The sequence below is a fragment of the Paucidesulfovibrio gracilis DSM 16080 genome (assembly GCF_900167125.1).
GTDB classification, from domain to species: domain Bacteria; phylum Desulfobacterota; class Desulfovibrionia; order Desulfovibrionales; family Desulfovibrionaceae; genus Paucidesulfovibrio; species Paucidesulfovibrio gracilis.
In genome coordinates this window covers 69,999-88,765 of sequence record NZ_FUYC01000002.1, presented here as the reverse complement: position 1 = coordinate 88,765, position 18,767 = coordinate 69,999, and the positions used below count along the sequence as shown (strand labels likewise).

Annotated in this window: 18 protein-coding genes and 1 tRNA gene; 8 read left to right on the top strand and 11 right to left on the bottom strand. The window is 57.0% G+C overall.

Annotated elements, in window-relative coordinates; genetic code table 11:
- Positions 1-108 precede the first annotated feature (108 nt).
- The 8 genes from B5D49_RS02685 to B5D49_RS02650 form a co-directional block, all read right to left on the bottom strand.
- Positions 109-423 carry a hypothetical protein gene (locus tag B5D49_RS02685; protein ID WP_144019078.1) on the bottom strand — a complete coding sequence of 105 codons (315 nt, stop codon included), beginning with the start codon at positions 421-423 and terminating at the stop codon, positions 109-111.
- A gap of 135 nt (positions 424-558) precedes the next feature.
- Positions 559-1,659, bottom strand: coding sequence for a radical SAM/SPASM domain-containing protein (locus tag B5D49_RS02680; RefSeq protein ID WP_159447110.1), 1,101 nt, complete (start codon positions 1,657-1,659; stop codon positions 559-561).
- Between the two features lie 503 nt (positions 1,660-2,162).
- Positions 2,163-2,459, bottom strand: a complete 297-nt coding sequence (locus B5D49_RS15130; RefSeq protein WP_078716116.1) for a type II toxin-antitoxin system RelE/ParE family toxin — start codon at positions 2,457-2,459, stop codon at positions 2,163-2,165.
- 3 nt (positions 2,460-2,462) lie between these two features.
- Positions 2,463-2,699 carry a CopG family ribbon-helix-helix protein gene (locus B5D49_RS02670; protein ID WP_078716115.1) on the bottom strand — a complete coding sequence of 79 codons (237 nt, stop codon included), beginning with the start codon at positions 2,697-2,699 and terminating at the stop codon, positions 2,463-2,465.
- A gap of 454 nt (positions 2,700-3,153) precedes the next feature.
- Entirely contained in the window at positions 3,154-3,441 is a 288-nt protein-coding gene (locus tag B5D49_RS02665; RefSeq protein ID WP_078716114.1) for a type II toxin-antitoxin system RelE/ParE family toxin, read from the bottom strand.
- A complete protein-coding gene (locus tag B5D49_RS02660) occupies positions 3,442-3,672 on the bottom strand; it encodes a type II toxin-antitoxin system ParD family antitoxin (protein ID WP_078716113.1) in 231 nt (76 codons plus the stop codon).
- Positions 3,673-3,733: 61 nt separating this feature from the next.
- Positions 3,734-4,648 (bottom strand): hypothetical protein, encoded by a 915-nt coding sequence (locus B5D49_RS02655; RefSeq protein ID WP_144019075.1) that lies wholly within the window; start codon positions 4,646-4,648, stop codon positions 3,734-3,736.
- Between the two features lie 250 nt (positions 4,649-4,898).
- Positions 4,899-4,974, bottom strand: a tRNA-Ala gene (locus tag B5D49_RS02650).
- 180 nt (positions 4,975-5,154) lie between these two features.
- Between B5D49_RS02650 and B5D49_RS02645 the strand changes: the two genes are divergently transcribed.
- The 5 genes from B5D49_RS02645 (at position 5,155) to B5D49_RS02625 (ending at position 9,841) form a co-directional block, all read left to right on the top strand.
- On the top strand, positions 5,155-6,303 hold the full coding sequence (locus B5D49_RS02645; protein ID WP_078716111.1) for an iron-containing alcohol dehydrogenase: 1,149 nt from the start codon (positions 5,155-5,157) through the stop codon (positions 6,301-6,303).
- Between the two features lie 372 nt (positions 6,304-6,675).
- Positions 6,676-7,668, top strand: a complete 993-nt coding sequence (locus B5D49_RS02640; RefSeq protein WP_078716110.1) for an ABC transporter permease — start codon at positions 6,676-6,678, stop codon at positions 7,666-7,668.
- Complete coding sequence (locus B5D49_RS02635; protein WP_078716109.1) at positions 7,665-8,504, top strand: ABC transporter permease; 840 nt, start codon at positions 7,665-7,667, stop codon at positions 8,502-8,504. The genes B5D49_RS02640 and B5D49_RS02635 overlap by 4 nt, the downstream gene beginning before the upstream one ends.
- Positions 8,505-8,635: 131 nt before the next feature.
- The gene (locus tag B5D49_RS02630; protein ID WP_078716108.1) at positions 8,636-9,358 is read left to right on the top strand and encodes an urease accessory protein UreH domain-containing protein; all 723 of its coding nucleotides are present in this window, start codon (positions 8,636-8,638) and stop codon (positions 9,356-9,358) included.
- Between the two features lie 60 nt (positions 9,359-9,418).
- Positions 9,419-9,841, top strand: coding sequence for a MarR family winged helix-turn-helix transcriptional regulator (locus B5D49_RS02625; protein WP_078716107.1), 423 nt, complete (start codon positions 9,419-9,421; stop codon positions 9,839-9,841).
- Here the strand turns inward: B5D49_RS02625 and B5D49_RS02620 are convergent, their stop codons facing one another.
- From B5D49_RS02620 to B5D49_RS02610, 3 genes are all read right to left on the bottom strand, one after another.
- Positions 9,842-10,432: a YqiA/YcfP family alpha/beta fold hydrolase gene (locus tag B5D49_RS02620; RefSeq protein ID WP_078716106.1), complete on the bottom strand. Its 591-nt coding sequence runs from the start codon at positions 10,430-10,432 to the stop codon at positions 9,842-9,844. It abuts the gene before it with no gap.
- A 255-nt stretch (positions 10,433-10,687) separates the two neighbouring features.
- The gene (locus tag B5D49_RS02615) at positions 10,688-13,072 is read right to left on the bottom strand and encodes a methyl-accepting chemotaxis protein (protein ID WP_078716105.1); all 2,385 of its coding nucleotides are present in this window, start codon (positions 13,070-13,072) and stop codon (positions 10,688-10,690) included.
- Positions 13,073-13,305: 233 nt separating this feature from the next.
- Positions 13,306-15,708, bottom strand: a complete 2,403-nt coding sequence (locus tag B5D49_RS02610; RefSeq protein WP_078716104.1) for a methyl-accepting chemotaxis protein — start codon at positions 15,706-15,708, stop codon at positions 13,306-13,308.
- Positions 15,709-15,880: 172 nt separating this feature from the next.
- On the opposite strand from B5D49_RS02610, the gene B5D49_RS02605 reads away from it, so the two are divergent.
- The 3 genes from B5D49_RS02605 (at position 15,881) to B5D49_RS02595 (ending at position 18,756) form a co-directional block, all read left to right on the top strand.
- Positions 15,881-17,476, top strand: a complete 1,596-nt coding sequence (locus B5D49_RS02605; RefSeq protein ID WP_078716103.1) for a DNA repair protein RecN — start codon at positions 15,881-15,883, stop codon at positions 17,474-17,476.
- A gap of 316 nt (positions 17,477-17,792) precedes the next feature.
- Entirely contained in the window at positions 17,793-18,158 is a 366-nt protein-coding gene (locus B5D49_RS02600; protein WP_078716102.1) for a hypothetical protein, read from the top strand.
- A gap of 16 nt (positions 18,159-18,174) precedes the next feature.
- Positions 18,175-18,756: a MarC family protein gene (locus B5D49_RS02595; protein ID WP_234990609.1), complete on the top strand. Its 582-nt coding sequence runs from the start codon at positions 18,175-18,177 to the stop codon at positions 18,754-18,756.
- Positions 18,757-18,767: the final 11 nt, after the last annotated feature.

The window sequence follows — 18,767 nt, the reverse complement described above, 5'->3', positions numbered from 1 at the left end:
GCGCTGCTACTTTGTCTGGGATCGTAATCGGTGCACGGAAGCAGCGTTGGCAGGGCCGAGGCAAATCAGAGAGACCATTCCGCCCCGTCAAGCAACGCCGCGTCCCGGTTAGTTCAAAAAAACGGCGTTGGCCTGTTGCAACCGCTCCCGGGCCGGGTTCACCAACTCGTCCGGCAAGCCCATCTTTTGCAAGTGGTGCAGGGCGTTTTCCAACAACCGCCCGGAAAAATGTTCCCGCTCACTTCGCGGCCGCTCCGCCAAATCCTTCCACGCGGAATAGTCGCATTCCTTAAGCGCATCATTTAATCCGAGCCGAAAAGCACCCTTTACGGACAGCTTTTCCATTTCGGGCCGCAGTTCCACAACAATATTCGCCAGGGATTCAATCTTTTCTTCCTGCCGCCGCATACCAGCCACGCGCATGTCGTACCTCCGATGTTGCGTTTCCGATTGTCGTTCCAACGTGTGGCTCTGAAGATGACACGACACGCCGGCCCGCGCATTGACATGCATCAAGCCGCAACAATTCCTTCCCAAAAAAACACTTCACGACGCCGACTACTTGGGAAACGTGAACCAGGGTAGATTCCCCGAAATGCCGTAATCCGTCAGGATTTCCGCCACCAAAGCAGGATTCCTGACCGTCAACAGCGGCTTTGTGTTTTCCGTGACGTTGTGCAGGCACTGCACACAAAAATCATGCTTCGGCGTATATCCCAAAAAGGATCGACGAATCTCCGACATTGCTTCCCCGAGCCAGAATTCCTGGAGATCCGTTTCCGCGGTAATGGACCCGGCAACCACTTTCGCGGAAGGATCACAACAGCAAAAGGCCACGGTCCCGTCGGCCTGGATCGACATCATCGTATAGCAGGAATCGCAGTATCCTTTTCTCTCGGAAACCTCAGGCATCTCGGTAAACGCCTCGTAGGTGTTGGGCAGTATTTTCGTCGGGGCAACCTGAATCTTCGTGTCCCCCGCCTCGTGCAATACAAGCGGCGCTCTTGCTGCAATCCTTTGCCGCCACGCGTCCTCGTCAACATCCGTGGCTAGACCGAGGTGCCGCATCGTTTGCACGGTTTTTTCAAATATCGGCCCGATTTCATGAATGCTTCTGCTGTAGGTCAAATCGCCGTTGAAGATGCTGTAATCGGCAATCTGCAACGCAATCACGCCCGGTACGCCATGATCGATACGATACCGAATGAATCCAAGAACCTTGTCCCGATAATCAACATATGAAATCTTGCTGTTTCTGTAGCGGTAATCGCTTTCCGTAGCGCTGTAGCTTATGGTCAGATTCATTGGAAGATCATAAGCATCGCCATGTATCGCCAAGGCATTCGTGGGAGAGTTGAAGCGCCTGCCCTTGCCATGCACATAGGCGATTATTGCATTGATCCGTGGATGCAAAAACGGTTCATAGGTCTGCCCGAAACTGAAATTCCAACCATGCTGCACACATTGGTCAACAATGCTTTCGACGAGGGCCAAATCCATATTGACCTTTTTGTTCGAAACATCTTTCGTAGAACAATAGTCACATGCAAAATTGCAGAAATTCGTCGGAGCGATCAACACCGTCGGGTGCTCCAGACACGCTTCAATACCGGCTCTGTAGCGGGGATCCGTCACCAGCCGTCTTTTGACATCATCCATGTTTTTTGCCTCTGGGAAAGAATTGTTCTCTACAGACATCCGCTTTACAATATCAAAATACGTGCCGATTCTGTAGTGATTCCTACAGAGGTGGGTCCACCTCAAAATGAAGGTGGACCTGCTCGGAACAGTTCGCTTTCGTGACTGCCCCGTTTTTGGTGTAGACTCCAAGCGGTTTCATATCATCGTTCATGGCGCCTCCTTCTACTGCCTGGAGATTCTCTTAACTCGTCAAACCTTAGCAAAAGGGGAACTCGCCCCAAAGATTTTTTTGTCCACATACGGCGCATATACTCCGACGACCCGAAAATTATTCAAACGGCAACCAGCCGATCAGCCTCCGCACAGCTAAAAAAAAATCGCCTGAGCGGACGAAGATAGCCATATCGTTCTTCATAGTCGGCATACTCAGGATCGTTATCGTCAGGAAAGGCATTATCGCCTGATGCACGCAAGGCAATGGTATCGCCCTGGATATTTATCTCCCACGGCCTTCCATTGAGTCACCGACCTTCTCGATTCGATAGGATGGGCCATTGCATCCGCTCATGGAGCAATCGAAGAATCTCAACCTGCCCACCCTGTTCCCGGTATACGCAATCGAACGGCAGACGAGGAATGACAAGTTCCTGTGTCCCGTCTACGACTCCATCTCGACCTATCTGCGGGAACGAGTCCAAAGACTCCGTTGCTTTCTTGATCTGAACCGCGATCCTGCTCACCACATTCGGGTTCTCTCGTTCGATATATTCCAACTGTGCTTGTAAATCCCGTTGAGCGGGCTTTGTCCATCTAGGCATACCCTAGGCACCGAATCGCTTAAAAACTGCTTCAACCTCTTCGTCAGAGGCAAACTCGCCGTTATCTGCGGCTCTGATCCCCTCCTCGACCTGTCGCTTGAACCACGACTGGTATTCGATGAAGTCCTGGATCGCTTTGTTCATGATCCAATTGCGGCTTCTACCCATATCCTTGGCAATCTGGTCCAAGGTCGACAACGTTTCGGGATCGGTGCGGAAACTTGTGCTTTGCACTGACATAATACCACTCCCATTCAAATTGATACTGTTTGTAGTCATTTTTAGTCAAATAACCCTGATTTCGTTGATTAGCAACACTTTCCGCTGACTCTGTGGAACTCAATAGCTACAGGATGGGATCTCGGCAGAGAAAATGCCTATACCCACAGAAAAACCAGATATCTAAAGCATATATCGTTAAATCATGGAGACCCAAAAAAGGTAGCCAAAAGGGTAGCTGATTCCCCAAAAAGGAAACAACCGCTCAGGAGATAGTCCTAAACGGTTGATTTTATTTGAAAATCTGGTGGAGCTGGAGGGAATCGAACCCACGACCTCTTGAATGCCATGCAGGAAGACGGGCATATAAACTTTGAAATACTTAGACTTTTTATTTTGAAGTCAACAAAAAATCAGTGGTGTTGGAGGTGTGTTGAATGCGTTTGGTTGACCGGATGGTTGACCGAAATCTAAGTTACAACTGGCGTTCCACATTCATGCTCTGATGCAGGATTCTGACGATAGTCACTGTCTCGTCTTCAACACGATAGAAGACCAGATGCTTGCCCACAGGGTGGCTGAAATACCCTTCTCTGATATGGTCACAATTTCTGCCGATACCGACATTTTCCGCGATTAAGTGAAATGACTGGTCCAGCCGAGACAGATACTCTTTGCGTTGGGCAACACCCCAAGTCGTTTGCGTGTACTTGGCAATACTTTTGAGGTCGGCATACGCCTTGTTGGTAAGCTGAAATTGCATCTAGTCGCCCAACTCGGCAGACAACTTCTCCAAAGAGTAACTAGCAATGCCGCTCTTCTCACCTTCAATGAGTGCGAGTTGAAGTGCTTTAACTTTTGCTTCGCGCTCCTCAAGGAGACGCAACCCTGCGCGGATCGCTTCGCTGGCAGAGTTGAAACGCCCTTCCTTCACTTGGTTGCTAATGAAATTGTCGAAATGCGGTCCGAGCGTGACGCTGGTATTTTTTTGCATTTGGTCCTCCCGTTGCGACTTAAGAGGATTATAATATTTATTGGTACCAGAGGCAAGAGGATTAGATGTTCAGCTTGTAAGAGAGTTCAATCTGCATATTTTGCAAATCAATAATGTCGTGCAGTTCCATAATTTTATTAAATTTTGATTGATATTTCTTCCTCTCTTTGATCGGAAGAGTTAACAAATCAGAATAATAGACTATTTTCTCATGTCCATTAAATGCAGCGAGAAAAAGAGATAAGAGGCAAGCGACCCTAGTACTACCATACTTTTGAGCATATTCCTCAGGGCTTGGGCCAGTATAGAATATAGCTCCACTTGTGTTCCAGCATTTCGAAAAGGCTAACACATTATTATCAAAAATATTTTCCCAATACCTTTGGATAATATGCAAGTCTGTATATTTTCCAAACTCTATTCTCAGTCTTTCCTTGATTTGAGTTGAGAAAGTAGCAAGTAGTTCAATCAATTTTATTGCATCGTCTCTGTTAAAAACATATCGGCCATCGACATATTCTACTTTTACATTCCCGAGCGTTTCATACCTGCATAAATCATGATGCACTAAACTGTTTCTCAATTTTCTGTAGTCATTAATCCTTTCAAGCATACTTTTAATTTCACCTTTGCAATCTATCTCAAGAGGTCGCAAAAGGGCTTTAATTTTCTCATCCAACGGCTTGTTTTTCAACTCTTCTATATAAGTATATTTCAAAAACTTTGTTACGAAAAAATCATTAAACTCAGTACCTCGTAGATATGAAGGAAGGACTTTTTTTCTAAATAGTTTTTGTTGGCAAATATTCCCGAAATCAAAAGAGACAAGCTCAACAAGAGTATCTACGACTGCAGTTTCAAACACTGCGAACACATAAGGCAGTAGGACCTCCGGGTACACTTCCCTACATTGGTCTATGCGCTTTTCGAGACAATCCCAATGCCGCACCAAAGCGCGCAAAAATTTTGGTTCCATATTTACCTCATACTTTTAGAACATTCTCAATTCTATACCATGTTGCCAATTCAAGCTCAAAACTTCATTGTCAAAACTCTCTAGAATATGGCGTTCCGCTCTCTCACCTCAACCACAGCTCATACACGCCTTTAATCTGTTATCTCAAACATTTCACCCTACAGCCGGTTGACCAAATGGTTCACCATAACAAGAAAAAGGACCGCATAGCCTATCAAGCTAAACGGTCCTTTTACTTAAGAAAAATATATGGTGGAGCTGGAGGGAATTGAACCCACGACCTCTTGAATGCCATTCAAGCGCTCTCCCAACTGAGCTACAGCCCCACTGTGTTGGGAGGTCTTTTCAACTCTTTTCCGTCGGGATGTCAACCGTTCCGGATCATTTTTTTCTATTTTCCCGGACCGGATCATGGCGACAGGAAAAGGCGGTGCATTCCGGACAGGGGCGGTCCGATTGACAAGCGCATAATTCTGTTCAAATCTCCGACCAAAAGGAGATCATTCATGAGCACGTACATATTTCAAACACCTCCCCGCATTATTTTCGGCAATGGTGCCGTGGCCCAGGTGGGCCGCGAGACCGCACGACTCGGCAGCCGCGCCCTGATCGTCACGGGCAAAAGCTCTTCCACCCGCACCGGCAGTCTGGAGGCGGTTACCGCTTCCTTGAACGAAGCCGGGGTACATCCCGTGCTCTTTGCCGAAGTGGAAAGCGATCCGAGCATCCAGACCGTGGAAGCGGGCGCGGCTCTGGCCCGCGAAAACCAATGCGACGTCATTGTCGGACTGGGCGGGGGCAGCCCCCTGGACGCGGCCAAGGGCATTGTTCTGCTGCTGACCCATCCCGGCGACATCCGCGATTATACCTCCCAACCCGCGGATGGTCCCGGAATGCCCCTGATTTCCATTCCCACCACGGCCGGAACCGCTTCGGAGATCACCCGATTCACCGTCATCACGGACACGGAACAAAAGATCAAGATGTCTCTCCAGGGGACGGCTCTGATCCCCAGCGTGGCTCTGCTGGACCCGCAATTGACCGTGACCATGCCCCAACACGTCACCGCGGCCACCGGCATGGACGCCCTGACCCACGCCATTGAGGCTTACATTTCCAAACTGGCCACGCCCATGAGCGACCTGCATGCTCTGGAAGCCATCCGGCTCATCGGTGCCAACCTGATCAAGGCTGTGGACAGCCCCGACAACATGGCCGCGCGCGAGGCCATGCTCCGGGGCCAGATGCACGCGGGTCTGGCCTTCAGCAATGCTTCGGTGGCCCTGGTCCACTCCATGTCCCGCCCGTTGGGTGCACTGTTCGGCATTGCCCATGGACAGGCCAACGCCATGCTGCTTCCCGTGGTCATGGACTTCAACCGCTCGGCAGCGGCGGACCGTTATCGGCATATCGCCGAGGCGCTGGGCGAAAATGTTCAGGAGCTGAGCGCTCGCGATGCCGCCAAGACCACCGTACTCTCGGTGGAGGAACTGTTCGAGGAAACCGGGTTAGAGCAACATCTCTCCGCCTACGGCGTGCAGGAAAAGGACATTGCACGACTTGCCAAGGACGCCATGGAAAGCGCCAGCACCGCGTTCAACCCGCGCAAGGCCGATCTGGAGTCTGTGGCCGCCATCTATCATTCCCTGCTGTAACACGTCGGGAATTTTGATCGCCGCAATCAATTGACGCCAGCCCGATTCCTCGGACACGTTGCCAGGGGATCGGGCTTGGCGTATAACGCAACGCTGAACAGGCTCGTAATGCGGACGGTTTGCAGGAATCGGCAAGCAGCAACAACGGAGCGGGCGGTCGAGACCTCCCCTCTGGGAAAAGGCAACACCGGGTGACCTCGGAGCAAGCAACACCGACTGTTGTAAAATCAACACCGCGGGTTGCTCACAAATGACGAGGGGCTGACCACAAAACGTGCAACAATCTATACGCGATTCCCGCCGCTGTCCGCTGGAACGTTTTGCAGCGGCATCGCAACATCGCGTTTATCAGTAACCTGGACAGCGAGGCTCATGGGCATCATCAAACGCCTGCTTCTCAAATTCCTCTGGGTCGCGGTGGTGTTTTTCGGCATCACGGTGATCAGCTTCTGGGTCATTCATTTGGCTCCAGGTTCGCCCACGGACCTGGAAACCCAGCTCAATCCCGCGGTCACGCCCGAGGCCCAACAACGCCTGCAAGCCCTCTACGGTCTGGACCGCCCCATTCACGAGCAATATTTTTCCTGGCTGGGCCGTATGGTCACCTTTGACTTTGGTCAGTCCCTTTCCGGCGATCACCGGCCCGTGTGGGACAAGATCAAGGAACGACTGCCCCTGACCTTCGGCATGAACGTGGCCTCCCTGGTGCTCACGCTGTTCATTGCCGTACCCATCGGCGTGCTTTCGGCCTGGAGGCGTGGGGGCGCGTTCGACAAAAGCATGACCATACTGGTTTTCGTGGGCTTTGCCATGCCTGGATTCTGGCTGGCTCTGCTGCTCATGCAGGCCTTCGGTATCTGGTGGAACATCCTGCCCATCTCCGGCCTCACCAGCCTGGACTATCCGCAACTGGGTTTTTTCGGAAAAATCGGCGACCTGGCCGCACATTTGGCCCTGCCCATCTTCATCTACACCTTCGGCTCCCTGGCGGGGCTGTCCCGTTTCATGCGCACAAGCATGCTGGAAGTGCTGCGCCAGGACTACATCATGACTGCCCGGGCCAAAGGGCTGCCCACACGCGCCGTGATCTTTCGCCATGCCCTGCGCAATGCGCTCATGCCCGTCATCACCATCCTGGGCCTGTCCGTTCCCGGACTCATCGGGGGGAGCGTTATCATTGAGTCCATCTTTGCCCTGCCAGGACTGGGACAGCTCTTCTACCAAGCGGTCATGGCCCGAGATTACCCCCTGATCATGGGATCGCTGGTTCTGGGCGCGGTGCTGACCCTGGCTGGCAACCTGTTGGCGGACGTAGGCTATGGTCTGGCCGATCCACGCGCACGCCGTGTGGGAGGCGAATCATGAGCCGCGAACTGCGCCGCCGAAGCTTTCTCTCCCGCAACAGCCTGCTTCTGACCGGGCTTGTGCTCGTGGGGCTGATTTCCCTGGCCGCGATGCTGGCCCCCTGGTTGGCCCCCTATCCGCCCGATGCCATCAACGTGGAAGCCCTGCTATTGCCGCCCTGTCCCGACCACTGGCTCGGTACGGACGCCCTGGGCCGGGACGTGCTTTCCCGAATGCTGTATGGCGGTCGGGTCTCGCTCTGGGTAGGGTTCGTGGCGGTCGGTCTTTCCACGGCCATCGGCCTGGTGCTGGGGCTGGCCGCCGGATACTTCGGTAAAATCACGGACGAGGCCATCATGCGGCTGGTGGACGTAATGCTCTGCTTCCCCAGCTTTTTCCTGATTCTGGCGGTCATCGCGTTTTTGCAACCCAGCCTGCTGAACATCATGATCGTGATCGGCCTGACATCCTGGATGGGCGTGGCCCGATTGGTGCGGGCCGAAACCCTCACGCTGCGGAACCGGGACTTTGTTCTAGCGGCCCGAGTCGCCGGTGCCGGACCACTGCGGATCATCTTTCTGCACATTCTGCCCAATGCCCTGGCACCGGTGCTCGTATCCGCCACTCTGGGCGTGGCCGGGGCCATCCTGGTGGAATCGTCCCTTTCCTTCCTGGGCCTGGGCGTACAACCTCCGGATCCTTCCTGGGGCAACATGCTTACCGAAGGCAAGGAAGTGCTCGGCGTGGCCCCCTGGCTTTCCATTTTCCCGGGACTGGCCATCCTATTCACCGTGCTGGGCTACAACCTGCTGGGCGAAGGCCTGCGCGACCTGCTGGATCCCCGGTTGCGGCAATAGCCTTTTTTCCATCCGACCTGTCCTTTCCTCACGGCGTGTGCTGTTGTGGCTTTTCTCTGGATCATTTGCTTGACATTCAAAATATCTATTTTTAGAAAATCTTTGATGTCAAACAAAATGACGGAGTCTTCATGACACACGAACACATCTTCCTTGTGGCGCTACAATCCTCGCTCATGCTGGGCCTGGTTCACGGCATCAATCCTTGCGGTCACTCCTGGCTGGCTCTGGCACCCTTTGTCTCCGGCGAACGAGACGGACGCCGCGTGCTCAAATTGACGCTGGCCTTTGTGGGCGGCACGGCTCTGGCCTGCCTGGTTATTGGCTTGACCCTGGGCGCAGTGTCCACTCTGTTTCCGCCCGCGTTTGCCGGTTGGATGGACCGTCTCGCCGCGGGCATCATCGTGGCCTTGGGGTTGGTTCTGCTGATCCGGCCGCACCTGCTGCACAGCCATGGCCACGAAGAGGCGCACCATCACGACCACCACCACACGCACCATCACGAGCATGCCCATCAGCACGACCATGGGCCGCACCATGCCGACCGGCTGCACAAGGCCGCGGCACCGGGGTTGTTCGCCTTCGGTTTTCTGAATATGATCGTTCCCTGTCCTACCGTGGCCATCATGTATTCCTACGCCATCAACTCAGGCAGCGTGTGGAAGAGCACGGCTGTATTCGGGGCGTACGCGGCAACAACGGCCCTGGCCGTTGGCGCGGTAATCTGGGGACTTTTTCGGGCTGTTTCCTGGGCCGGACGGCTCAACAATCCGCACATTGAAGAATGGATTTTGCGGGGAATCGGCCTGATGACCATGGCGTTTGGTCTCTATTCCCTGTACGTGGAGCTGTAGCCGAACAGCACTTCAGCCAACGCCGACCGCTTCGGCCAATCTGGCCGAACAGGAGAAGACATGTCGCCGGAACAAAAAAACGATCTGGCCCAGCTGATCGTGGAATTCTATGAAAAGCTCTCGTCCTGGGAGCACGGTGTGGTCCGCGGCACGGGACTGACGCCCACCCAGATGCATGTCATTGAAATCCTGGGCGCAAATAACGCCCTGCGCATGAAGGAACTGGCCCAACGCATGGGCGTGACCACGGGCAGCCTCACCGTGGTGGCGGACAAGCTGGAGCAGCGCGGCCTGTTGCGACGCCGCCCCAACGACACGGACCGCCGCTCCATTTTGGTGGAGCTTACGGAAAACGGAAAGCAGCGTTTTGCCGAGCATGACAAGCTGCACATGGACCTGACCCGGGACATCGTGGCCGACCTCTCATCCGAAGAATCGGCCCTGTTTGCGGAATGCCTGCGCAAGATCAACCGCAACTTCTGATCATCCGCAGGAGCACGGCCCACCCGAGGAAGGGGCGAACGCTTCCAGCCCCTGCGGAGGATCGCACGGCCCACCCCGGCGCACAACGTCTTCCACAAACATCATAAACCAAAAGGCCAGGCGCTCCACGCTGGCGGAAAGGCGGTGACCGTCCGGCACCAGATGCAGGGAGCAACGCAAGATTTCCGCCAGCCGCAGCGCGTTGGCGGCAGGCACAACCTCATCCCGCCAGCCGTGCACGATTTCTACGGGACACGGCACGTCCGCAAACTCCTGGCGCACATACCCGGGCAAATACACGGCCGGAGCCAGCGCAAACACTCCCAAAGGCCGCACCTGCATGGCCGCGCACAAGCTCACATACCCGCCCATGCTCGACCCGGCCAGCACCAATGGCCCGGGTACCTTGCCGCACCGCTCCAGAAGCCGGTCCACCCGTCGTTCGGGAGCATCCGGCATGTCATTGAGATCCTGGTAATCCACAAAGTCGAATTCCACTTCCAACTGACGGCACATCTCGGCCATGCGTCGGCTCTTGGCACCCCACGGGCTTGCATCCTTGCCATGGGACCAGATCACGGTAGCGCTCATGCGCGGCACTCCTTGGAAAGGCCCGATCCAACCGGCGCTTGCTGCATTGCAGCCCACCGCATGGAAACAGCCTGTTGTTCATGAATGGTCAACGCCCCACCCCGCACAGCGGGAAAGGTTGCCGGATTCCCGGCAGCCGGACCAGAATGACAAAGTTCCCTGCATTGGACAATGCCTGCCTGCGCACCACGACAAAAACGGCCCGCAGAACAAACTGCGGGCCGCATTATACCGTATCCATTGACAAGATCGGACTCAATACCGCCCGAATTCATCATCCTCCAACCGAATTTCCGCGCCCGGATGTATGGTGCCGTTCCAGTCGCCTTCGGCCTCGGCGCGTTTGGTTTCCGGCCGTGATCCGTTGCCGGATGAAGAACCGTTGCCCCCGGGACGCCGACCCCAGGCATCTGTTTCCAGTCGATCTTCCGGTTGCCCGTTTCCATTGCCACGCTCTGGTCTCGCGCTTCGGGGACCATTGGAACCAGCAGCATCACCCCGCGGCAACGACGCCTGTTGATCACGGCGCACTGTATAGCGCGGTGCATCCCCTCCGCGCCGCATACCCTGCTGCGCGTGGTCAGCGGCTCCCTCTCGCAGATGGAACTTGGACAAGATGGAACGCAGGGTCCGCGCCTGTCCGGAGAGTTGTTGCGCTGCGGACGAGGTTTCCTCGGCACTGGCGGTGTTGCGCTGGGTCACGGTGTCGATCTGCTGCAATCCCTGGGTCACTTCCATGAGCGCCTGGGACTGCTCCGACGAAGCCGTGGCAATGGCGTCCACCAACGTGGCCACCTCGCCCACCTCCGCTACCACGGCCTGCAGACTCGCGGCCGTATCCGAAACCAATGCATTGGTTCGGCCCACTTTTTCGGAGGATTCTTCGATAAGTTGCGCGGTTTCCTGAGCGGCTTTGGCACTGCGCGAGGCCAGATTGCGCACTTCCTCGGCCACCACGGCAAATCCCTTGCCGTGCTTTCCGGCCCGGGCCGCTTCCACGGCTGCGTTGAGCGCCAGCAAATTGGTCTGAAAGGCAATTTCGTCAATAACCTTGATGATCTTTGCAATGGCCTCGGACGAATCATTCACTTCCCGCATGGCCACGACCATGCGTTGCAGATCCTCATTGCCCTGCTCGGCCCGCTTGCGCACGGCCGCGGCATTTCTGTTGGCATGTCCGGCGTTTTCCGCATTTTTCTTGGTCTGAGAGGAAACCTGGGTCAACGAACTGGTCATCTGCTCCAGGGAAGCGGCCTGTTCCGTGGCCCCCTGGGAAAGGCTGTCGCTGGCTTCGGAGACCTGTCCGGCACCGGAGTCCACTTCCATGGCGCAACGCATGACCATGCCCAGCGCCCGGTTCAGATTATCGGACATCTGCCGCAAGGCATTGCCCAGCACGTCATTTTCCGAACTGACGTCCACTTCGCGGCTCAGGTCGTTGCCCGCAATGGCCTGGGCCAGCCGAGCCTTGTCCGCCAAACCGTCGGCCATCTGGTTCAAGGAATCGGAGAGCTGTCCCACCTCGTCAAACGATGCGACATCCAGTCGATCGGAGAGGTCGCCGTGCCGCACCTTGTCCGCCAGGGCGGAGGCCCGGCGGATGGGAGCGGTCAGGGCGCGGGCCAGGAACCAGATCAAGGCGCAGAGCAACACCACGACAACGGCAGTGATGATCAGCCCGTTTTGCAGCATGGTTGTGGAACCGGCCAGGACAACGCTCATGGGTACATCCACGCCGAATCCCCAGTATTGCCCATGTCCCGTCACATCGATGGGTACAAAAATCCGCAGGATTTCTGTTCCGTCCTGGTCAATGCGGAATTCGGCCTCGCGGCCCTCGCGCAAGGATTGCTTCAGGGAGACGGCCAGATCCGATCCAAAAGCCTCCTCCAGGGGTTTGCCCATCATGACTTCGTCCGGGTGGCCCACAAATGTTCCGGAGTTGGAAACGATATACGCACGGCCCGTACCGAACGGGGTAATGGCCTGCGCCATTTCCATAAACTGGGTCACATTGTAGTCAATGCCTACGGACCCGCGGAACCGGCCGTTCACGATCACGGGGATGGCGGAGTCGATACCCAGAATGGTCTGGCCCCCGGATTCAAAGGTATAAGGCTCCGTGAGATACCCTTTGCCCGTGTCGCGCGGCACGGTATACCACTTGAAGCCTTCCGGCGTCCGGCACGGATGCGATTCAAAGGAACCGCCGTCACGATAATAGTAGGGCATATACCGCCCGGTCGCTTCATATTCCGGGGTCGCGTTGGCCCATTGGGCATCCTGCCCGTCAAAGCCATTGGGCGAAAACGCCACCCATATCCCTAGAAAATCGGGATTCTTTTTTAAGACCCCGATCAGCATGGCCCGGAATTGATCACGGGTTACGCCGCTATTCTCCTCCAGCGCCCCCCGATAGCATCCGGCCACGGCCCGGGCCTGCTCCATGATGGGGTTGATGAAATCCAGCACTTCTTCTGCATGCCGATTTGCGGTTTGCCGTGCCATTTTTTGAGCTTCTGCTTCAGCAGCATCGCCCATCCAGGAGGCCAGCATAAAGGTGGTTCCGACCATGGCAAGGGCCACAACGACACCTATTGGTATCAGTATCTTATCGCGGATAGACAGCTTCTTGAACATCGTATATCTCCCTGCTCCTTTGCTGTGCTGTCTCCTACCACGACTTCATGCGTCATGCCAATCATTTTAGTATGTGGTATGTCGTTTTGTGTTTTGCTATTTTTTCGGTCCGTTTGAACACAATTTATCTCACACCCCACCCGCAGCCCGAAACCTTTTCCCACCCACAAAAAAACGGCCCGCTGTTTTTACAGCGGGCCGCGTCATAGCGTCACCGAGGGAAACCGAACCGATCAATACCTCCCGAACTCGTCGTCATCCAAGCGGATTTCGATCTCGGGATCCACTTTTCCGCTCCAGGCATCCTGGGGCGCGCCCGTGCCGCTGTTTCCTCCAGAACCGGCACCAGGGCGGGGCGGTTCCGATTGCGGGGTCTGCCCCCAGGCGTCCTTGGTGGATGCGCTGGATTGCCGGGCCGCTTGCTGATCCGCGGAAGCCGACCGAGACGGCCCACGGCTGCTGCTGCGCGAGGGATCAGAGGGCTGTCCGTTTCCGCGCGGCAAGGACGGCGTCGGGTCACGCCGTACCGTGTAGCGCGACGTGGCGGCCTGTTCCCGGGTGGCCGAAGTGGAAGACTTGCCCGTTCCCTTCCGCAACCGGAACTTGGCAAGGATGGATCGAAGCGTATGCGCCAAATTGGAAAGCTGCTGAGCCGCAGAAGACGTTTCCTCAGCACTGGCGGTGTTGCGCTGCGTCACGGTGTCGATCTGCTGCAACCCCTGGGTCACTTCCATGAGCGCCTGGGACTGCTCCGACGATGCCGTGGCAATGGCGTCCACCAACGTGGCCACCTCGCCCACCTCCGCCACCACCGCCTGGAGGCTTTCCGCGGTTTCGGACACCAGCTCGTTGGTACGTCCTACTTTTTGCGACGATTCCTCAATAAGCTGGGCGGTCTCCTGAGCGGCCCTGGCACTGCGCGACGCAAGATTGCGCACTTCCTCGGCAACCACGGCGAAACCCTTGCCGTGCTTTCCGGCCCGGGCCGCCTCCACAGCCGCGTTCAGGGCCAGCAAGTTGGTCTGGAAAGCGATTTCATCAATGACTTTGATGATCTTGGCGATGGCTTCGGATGAATCGTTTACCTCCCGCATGGCCACGACCATGCGTTGCAAATCCTCGTTGCCCTGCTCGGCGCGCTGGCGCACGGCCGCGGCATTCTGGTTGGCGTGGCTGGCGTTTTCCGCGTTCTCCTTGGTCTGGGAGGAAACCTGGGTCAGGGAACTGGTCATTTCCTCAAGGGAAGCGGCCTGCTCCGTGGCCCCCTGCGAAAGGTTGTCACTGGCCTCGGACACCTGCTTGGCTCCGGAATCCACCTCCATGGCGCAACGCATCACATCGGCCAGCGCCATGTTCAGGTTGCCGGACATCTTGCGCAGGGCATGGCCCAACACATCCTTTTCCGAAGCCACATCCACGTTCCGGCTCAAATCGTTCTCAGCAATGGCCTGGGCAAGATTTGCCTTCTCCCCAAGGCCGTCGGCCATTTGGTTCAACGAATCCGCAAGTTGCCCCACTTCATCCTGCGAGGAAACCTCCAGACGGTCCGAGAGATCGCCCTGCCGCACCTTGTCGGCCAGGAGCGAAGCCCGGCGAATGGGATTCGCGATGGAGCGGGCCAAGAACCAGATCAGCACACAAAGCAGCACCACGACCGCCACACTGATAATCAGCCCCCGCTGCAGCATGGCCCGGGCATCGGCCAGCACCACCTGCATGGGGATATCCACGCCAAGCCCCCAGTACAGGCCGTTTCCGGTCACATCCAGCGGAACGAATATCCGGTAGATTTCGCCATCGTCTCCCTGCAGCGTAAAATGAATCTCCTCTCCGGCCTCCAGCGCCCGCCGGACCTCCCCTGCCAGCTCCGGGCCAAAGCCTTCCTGCATGGGCTTGTTCATCATATCTTGATCCGGATGCCCTACAAAAGCGCCGTCATGCGCCACGATGTAGGCTCTTCCCGAACCGAACGGCGTGATGGAACGGGCCATTTCCATGAATTGGGTCGCGTTGTAGTCGATGCCCACGGCGCCACGAAACTCGCCGTTGACCAAAATAGGAATGGCGGAATCAATGCCCAGGACCATTTTCCCCCCGGCTTCGAAGGCATACGGTCTGGTAAGATGGTCCTTTCGGGTATCCCGGGGAACCGTGTACCAGCCGCCCTCCTCCGGCGTACTGCAATACTGGGCGCCTATTTCGGAACCATCGCGGAAATAATAGGGCATGTACCGCCCGTTTTCGTCCTGCACCTCACCAACCCCGGCCCATTCGGCATCCTCGCCGTCAAAGGCATTCGGTTCAAAAGCCACCCATACGCCGAGAAACGTAGGCTCCGCAGCCACCATGCCCCGGATCATGGCGTTGAACTGATCGCGGGTCAGCCCAACATCATCGCTGAGCGCGCCCTCGGTAAAGGCGGCCAGCCCCCGGGCCTGTTCCATAATGGGACTGATGAAATCCAACACTTCCATGGCGTGCCGTTCCGCGGTCTGACGCGCCAGCTCCCGAGCCTCGCTCTCGGCCGCGTCCCCCATCCACGAAGCCAGCAACGAACTGGTCCCGAACATGGCCAGGGCCACCAAGGAACATGTCGACAGCAGTATCTTGTTTCGAATGCTTAATTTCTTGAACATTCCTATCCCCTCGTGTGCTTTTATTTCCTTCTTTTACCAAGAATTCGCCAGTACTGCCACCTGAAAGGCTCCATTTTGCGCGCCTTTTGCATCAGAGCTGGAAGCGGCGGCTTGGCAGAACCCGGCTCTTGGGATACAACCATGCAATCAACCACCCCGGAGAAGCCCGAGCATGCTGGAACTTTTGCGAATACACGACCTCGCCCTCATCGAGGACGCCGAACTGGAATTCTCGGCGGGACTGACCGTGCTCACCGGCGAGACCGGCGCGGGCAAATCCTTCATTCTCCGCGCCCTGGATTTCCTCACCGGAGAACGCATGCGGCGCGACATGATCCGCCCGGGCAAGGAAAAGGCCGTGGTGGAAGCCCTCTTTGTCCAGCCGGACGGCGACCTGCTCATCCGCCGCGAACTTTCCGCGGAAACCGGACGCAGCCGTATCTACATCAACGACCGGCTCAGCTCTCAGGAAGCCATTCGGGAGCTGCGCCCGAGCCTCATCGTCCACACCAGCCAGCACGGACAGCAAAAGCTGCTCTCCCCGGCCTTTCAAATGCGGGTAGTGGACGAATTTCTGCCCGATCCAGCCCTGCTCACCCAGCGCCATGCCGCCATGGAAGAATTGGAAGGCCTCATCACGCAGCGCAAGGAGCTGGAAGAACGCGCCCAGGGGTTGGTCAACCAACGGGAACTGCTGGAATTTCAACGCGAGGAAATAGAAAAGGTCGATCCGCAACCCGGAGAAGAAGAGGAACTGGAAGCGCTCAAACAGCGGCTCAAGGATCAGGAGCTGGCCACGCAATCCCTGGGCAATGCACTGGACCTGCTGCACGGCGACATTTCCCTGGCGGATCGTCTCTCCGCGCTTTCCCGCCAGATGGACGAAATCGCCCGTATGTATCCGGATTTTGCCGAAGACCGCGACGCCGTGGACACCTTTCGACACCAGCTCGACGACCTGGACGCCCGCTTACGGCGCAACCCTGCCGGGGAGGAGGAGGAAGGCGACCTGGATGCGGTGGAGGCCCGGCTCTTTGAATTTTCCCGCCTGTGCCGCAAACTGAACCGTTCCATGAACGAAATCCTGCGGCTGAAGGATGAAATAGCCGAGAACCTGTCCTTTCTGGATGCCTGCGAGCTGGACCGCAAACGGCTGGCCAAGCAGGAACAGGAAGCTGCCGGCCGGCTCGGCGAAATTTTGCAGCAACTCAACGCAGCACGTCAAAAAGCGGCCCAAGAGTTCTGCCGCCGCGTGGAGCAGGAGCTGCATGGTCTCGGCTTTTCCGAACATGCCCGGGTGGACATGCACTTCGAAGCCCACGAACCCTATCCCGGTCTGGAAGAACTCCGCGGGCGGCTGCTCTGGATCCCCAACCCCGGACAGGCTCCCCAACCCCTGGACCGCATCGCCTCGGGTGGCGAACTTTCCCGCTTTCTGCTCGCTTTGGTGAGCATCCGCACGGATCGAAGCGAATCCCTGCCGTCCCTGCTCTTCGACGAGGTGGACGCGGGCGTGGGCGGACTGACCCTGAACAGCCTGGGAGACAAGCTCCAGGCTCTGGCCAGGCGTCAGCAGGTGCTGCTCATCACCCACTGGCCCCAACTCGCGGCCCTGGCCAAGCGGCACTTCCTCATCGCCAAGGAGGTGCAGGACGGGCAGACCTTCACACGGTGCCGCCGCCTGGATGCCGACGGGGTCCGCCGCGAACTTTCGCGCATGGCGGGCGGAGGCGACAAGGGACAGGCCTTGGCGGGCCGGCTCATCTGATCCCAGGAGCATGTCCGTGCCGGACGCAATCGACCGGAAAAACAGTGCCGGACACTGGTCAACACCCGTGACGCACTGAAGACGCAATCCCTTCCGGACAATACCTCGCCGCGTGACGGAGGGGCTTGCTCGGTTCCATGCAGCGACCCGGCTGACCTTCTTGCGGCTGCCTGGCAAAGAGGCTCGATTTTTGTTCCACTTTGTGGGACAACACCACCCGGTCGGGGCGTGCCGACGTTCACCGAGTTCCTCGCCGGTCCCCGTCCAAGGCTTTCCAAGGGCTGTTCCCCTTTCACCCGCACCAGGAGGCTCTCCCATGCACCTGACCCTCAAATTCGACACGGACGAAATGGACTGGAATCAGGTTGCGGCCATTTACGAGGCCGCAGGCTTTACCGGACGCGATGCCGCATCCCTGCAATCCGCATTCACCAGCTCGGACGCGGTCTGCTTCGCCTTTGACACGAACCGGCTCATCGGCATGGGCCGCGTGGACGCTTCCGACAACGGTCCGGCCCTGCACGACCTCTGTATCGTGGAATCCTACAAGGGCTTCGGCCTCGGCCACACCATGCACGACTACCTGGCCCGCAACGTGGAAGGCACCCTGCCCATCCGGTACCGCAACGATGCGGAGCTGGAATTCTACAAAGCCATGGAACTCGACGAACTGTTGGGGTAACGTCGTGGATGCTTCCTTGTTTTTTTCGCTGGTCATCAAAATCTTCTTTTTGCTGACCCCCTTTTTCGGTCTTTCCGCCTTCATGGCCATGACCAAAGGCGAAGAGCCGTCCACACGCCGCAATACAGCCCTGCGCACCACGGCCTCGGTCACGGTGGTGGGGCTGGTGATCTTTTTCTTCGGCCCGGCCATCTTCAAGACCCTGGGCATTACCCTGGACGCATTCCGCATCGGCGCGGGCGCCTTGCTCTTTCTCTCGGCCGTATCCCTGGTCAAAGGTAAAGCCGCCCCGGAAAAGCCGGAACCCGGTGACGACATCGCCGTGGTCCCCCTCGCCGTACCCATCATCGTGGGACCGGCCACCATCGGTACGCTGATGATCCTGGGATCGGAGCTGGCCGGACCCCGCCTCTACACCGGAGTGGCGGCTCTGATCACGGCTTCCGTGGGGATGGGCTTGCTGCTTTTGGCCTCACGCCACCTGGAACGCCTGCTCGGGTCCATGGGTCTGGCCATCCTGATGAAGCTCACGGGCTTGATTTTGGCGGCCCTGGCCGCCCAGCTCGTGTTCACGGGCATACGAAATTTTCTGGTCTGATAGAATCCATC

Excerpts from the sequence above, each read along its gene's own strand:
- B5D49_RS02645 (WP_078716111.1), top strand. The coding sequence starts at position 5,155 with ATGAGCACGTACATATTTCAAACACCTCCCCGCATTATTTTCGGCAAT.
- B5D49_RS02640 (WP_078716110.1), top strand. The coding sequence starts at position 6,676 with ATGGGCATCATCAAACGCCTGCTTCTCAAATTCCTCTGGGTCGCGGTG.
- B5D49_RS02600 (WP_078716102.1), top strand. The coding sequence starts at position 17,793 with ATGCACCTGACCCTCAAATTCGACACGGACGAAATGGACTGGAATCAG.
- B5D49_RS02630 (WP_078716108.1), top strand. The coding sequence starts at position 8,636 with ATGACACACGAACACATCTTCCTTGTGGCGCTACAATCCTCGCTCATG.
- B5D49_RS02660 (WP_078716113.1), bottom strand. The coding sequence starts at position 3,672 with ATGCAAAAAAATACCAGCGTCACGCTCGGACCGCATTTCGACAATTTC.
- B5D49_RS02670 (WP_078716115.1), bottom strand. The coding sequence starts at position 2,699 with ATGTCAGTGCAAAGCACAAGTTTCCGCACCGATCCCGAAACGTTGTCG.
- B5D49_RS02610 (WP_078716104.1), bottom strand. The coding sequence starts at position 15,708 with ATGTTCAAGAAATTAAGCATTCGAAACAAGATACTGCTGTCGACATGT.
- B5D49_RS15130 (WP_078716116.1), bottom strand. The coding sequence starts at position 2,459 with ATGCCTAGATGGACAAAGCCCGCTCAACGGGATTTACAAGCACAGTTG.
- B5D49_RS02680 (WP_159447110.1), bottom strand. The coding sequence starts at position 1,659 with ATGGATGATGTCAAAAGACGGCTGGTGACGGATCCCCGCTACAGAGCC.
- B5D49_RS02685 (WP_144019078.1), bottom strand. The coding sequence starts at position 423 with ATGCGCGTGGCTGGTATGCGGCGGCAGGAAGAAAAGATTGAATCCCTG.
- B5D49_RS02625 (WP_078716107.1), top strand. The coding sequence starts at position 9,419 with ATGTCGCCGGAACAAAAAAACGATCTGGCCCAGCTGATCGTGGAATTC.
- B5D49_RS02605 (WP_078716103.1), top strand. The coding sequence starts at position 15,881 with ATGCTGGAACTTTTGCGAATACACGACCTCGCCCTCATCGAGGACGCC.
- B5D49_RS02615 (WP_078716105.1), bottom strand. The coding sequence starts at position 13,072 with ATGTTCAAGAAGCTGTCTATCCGCGATAAGATACTGATACCAATAGGT.
- B5D49_RS02620 (WP_078716106.1), bottom strand. The coding sequence starts at position 10,432 with ATGAGCGCTACCGTGATCTGGTCCCATGGCAAGGATGCAAGCCCGTGG.
- B5D49_RS02655 (WP_144019075.1), bottom strand. The coding sequence starts at position 4,648 with ATGGAACCAAAATTTTTGCGCGCTTTGGTGCGGCATTGGGATTGTCTC.
- B5D49_RS02635 (WP_078716109.1), top strand. The coding sequence starts at position 7,665 with ATGAGCCGCGAACTGCGCCGCCGAAGCTTTCTCTCCCGCAACAGCCTG.
- B5D49_RS02665 (WP_078716114.1), bottom strand. The coding sequence starts at position 3,441 with ATGCAATTTCAGCTTACCAACAAGGCGTATGCCGACCTCAAAAGTATT.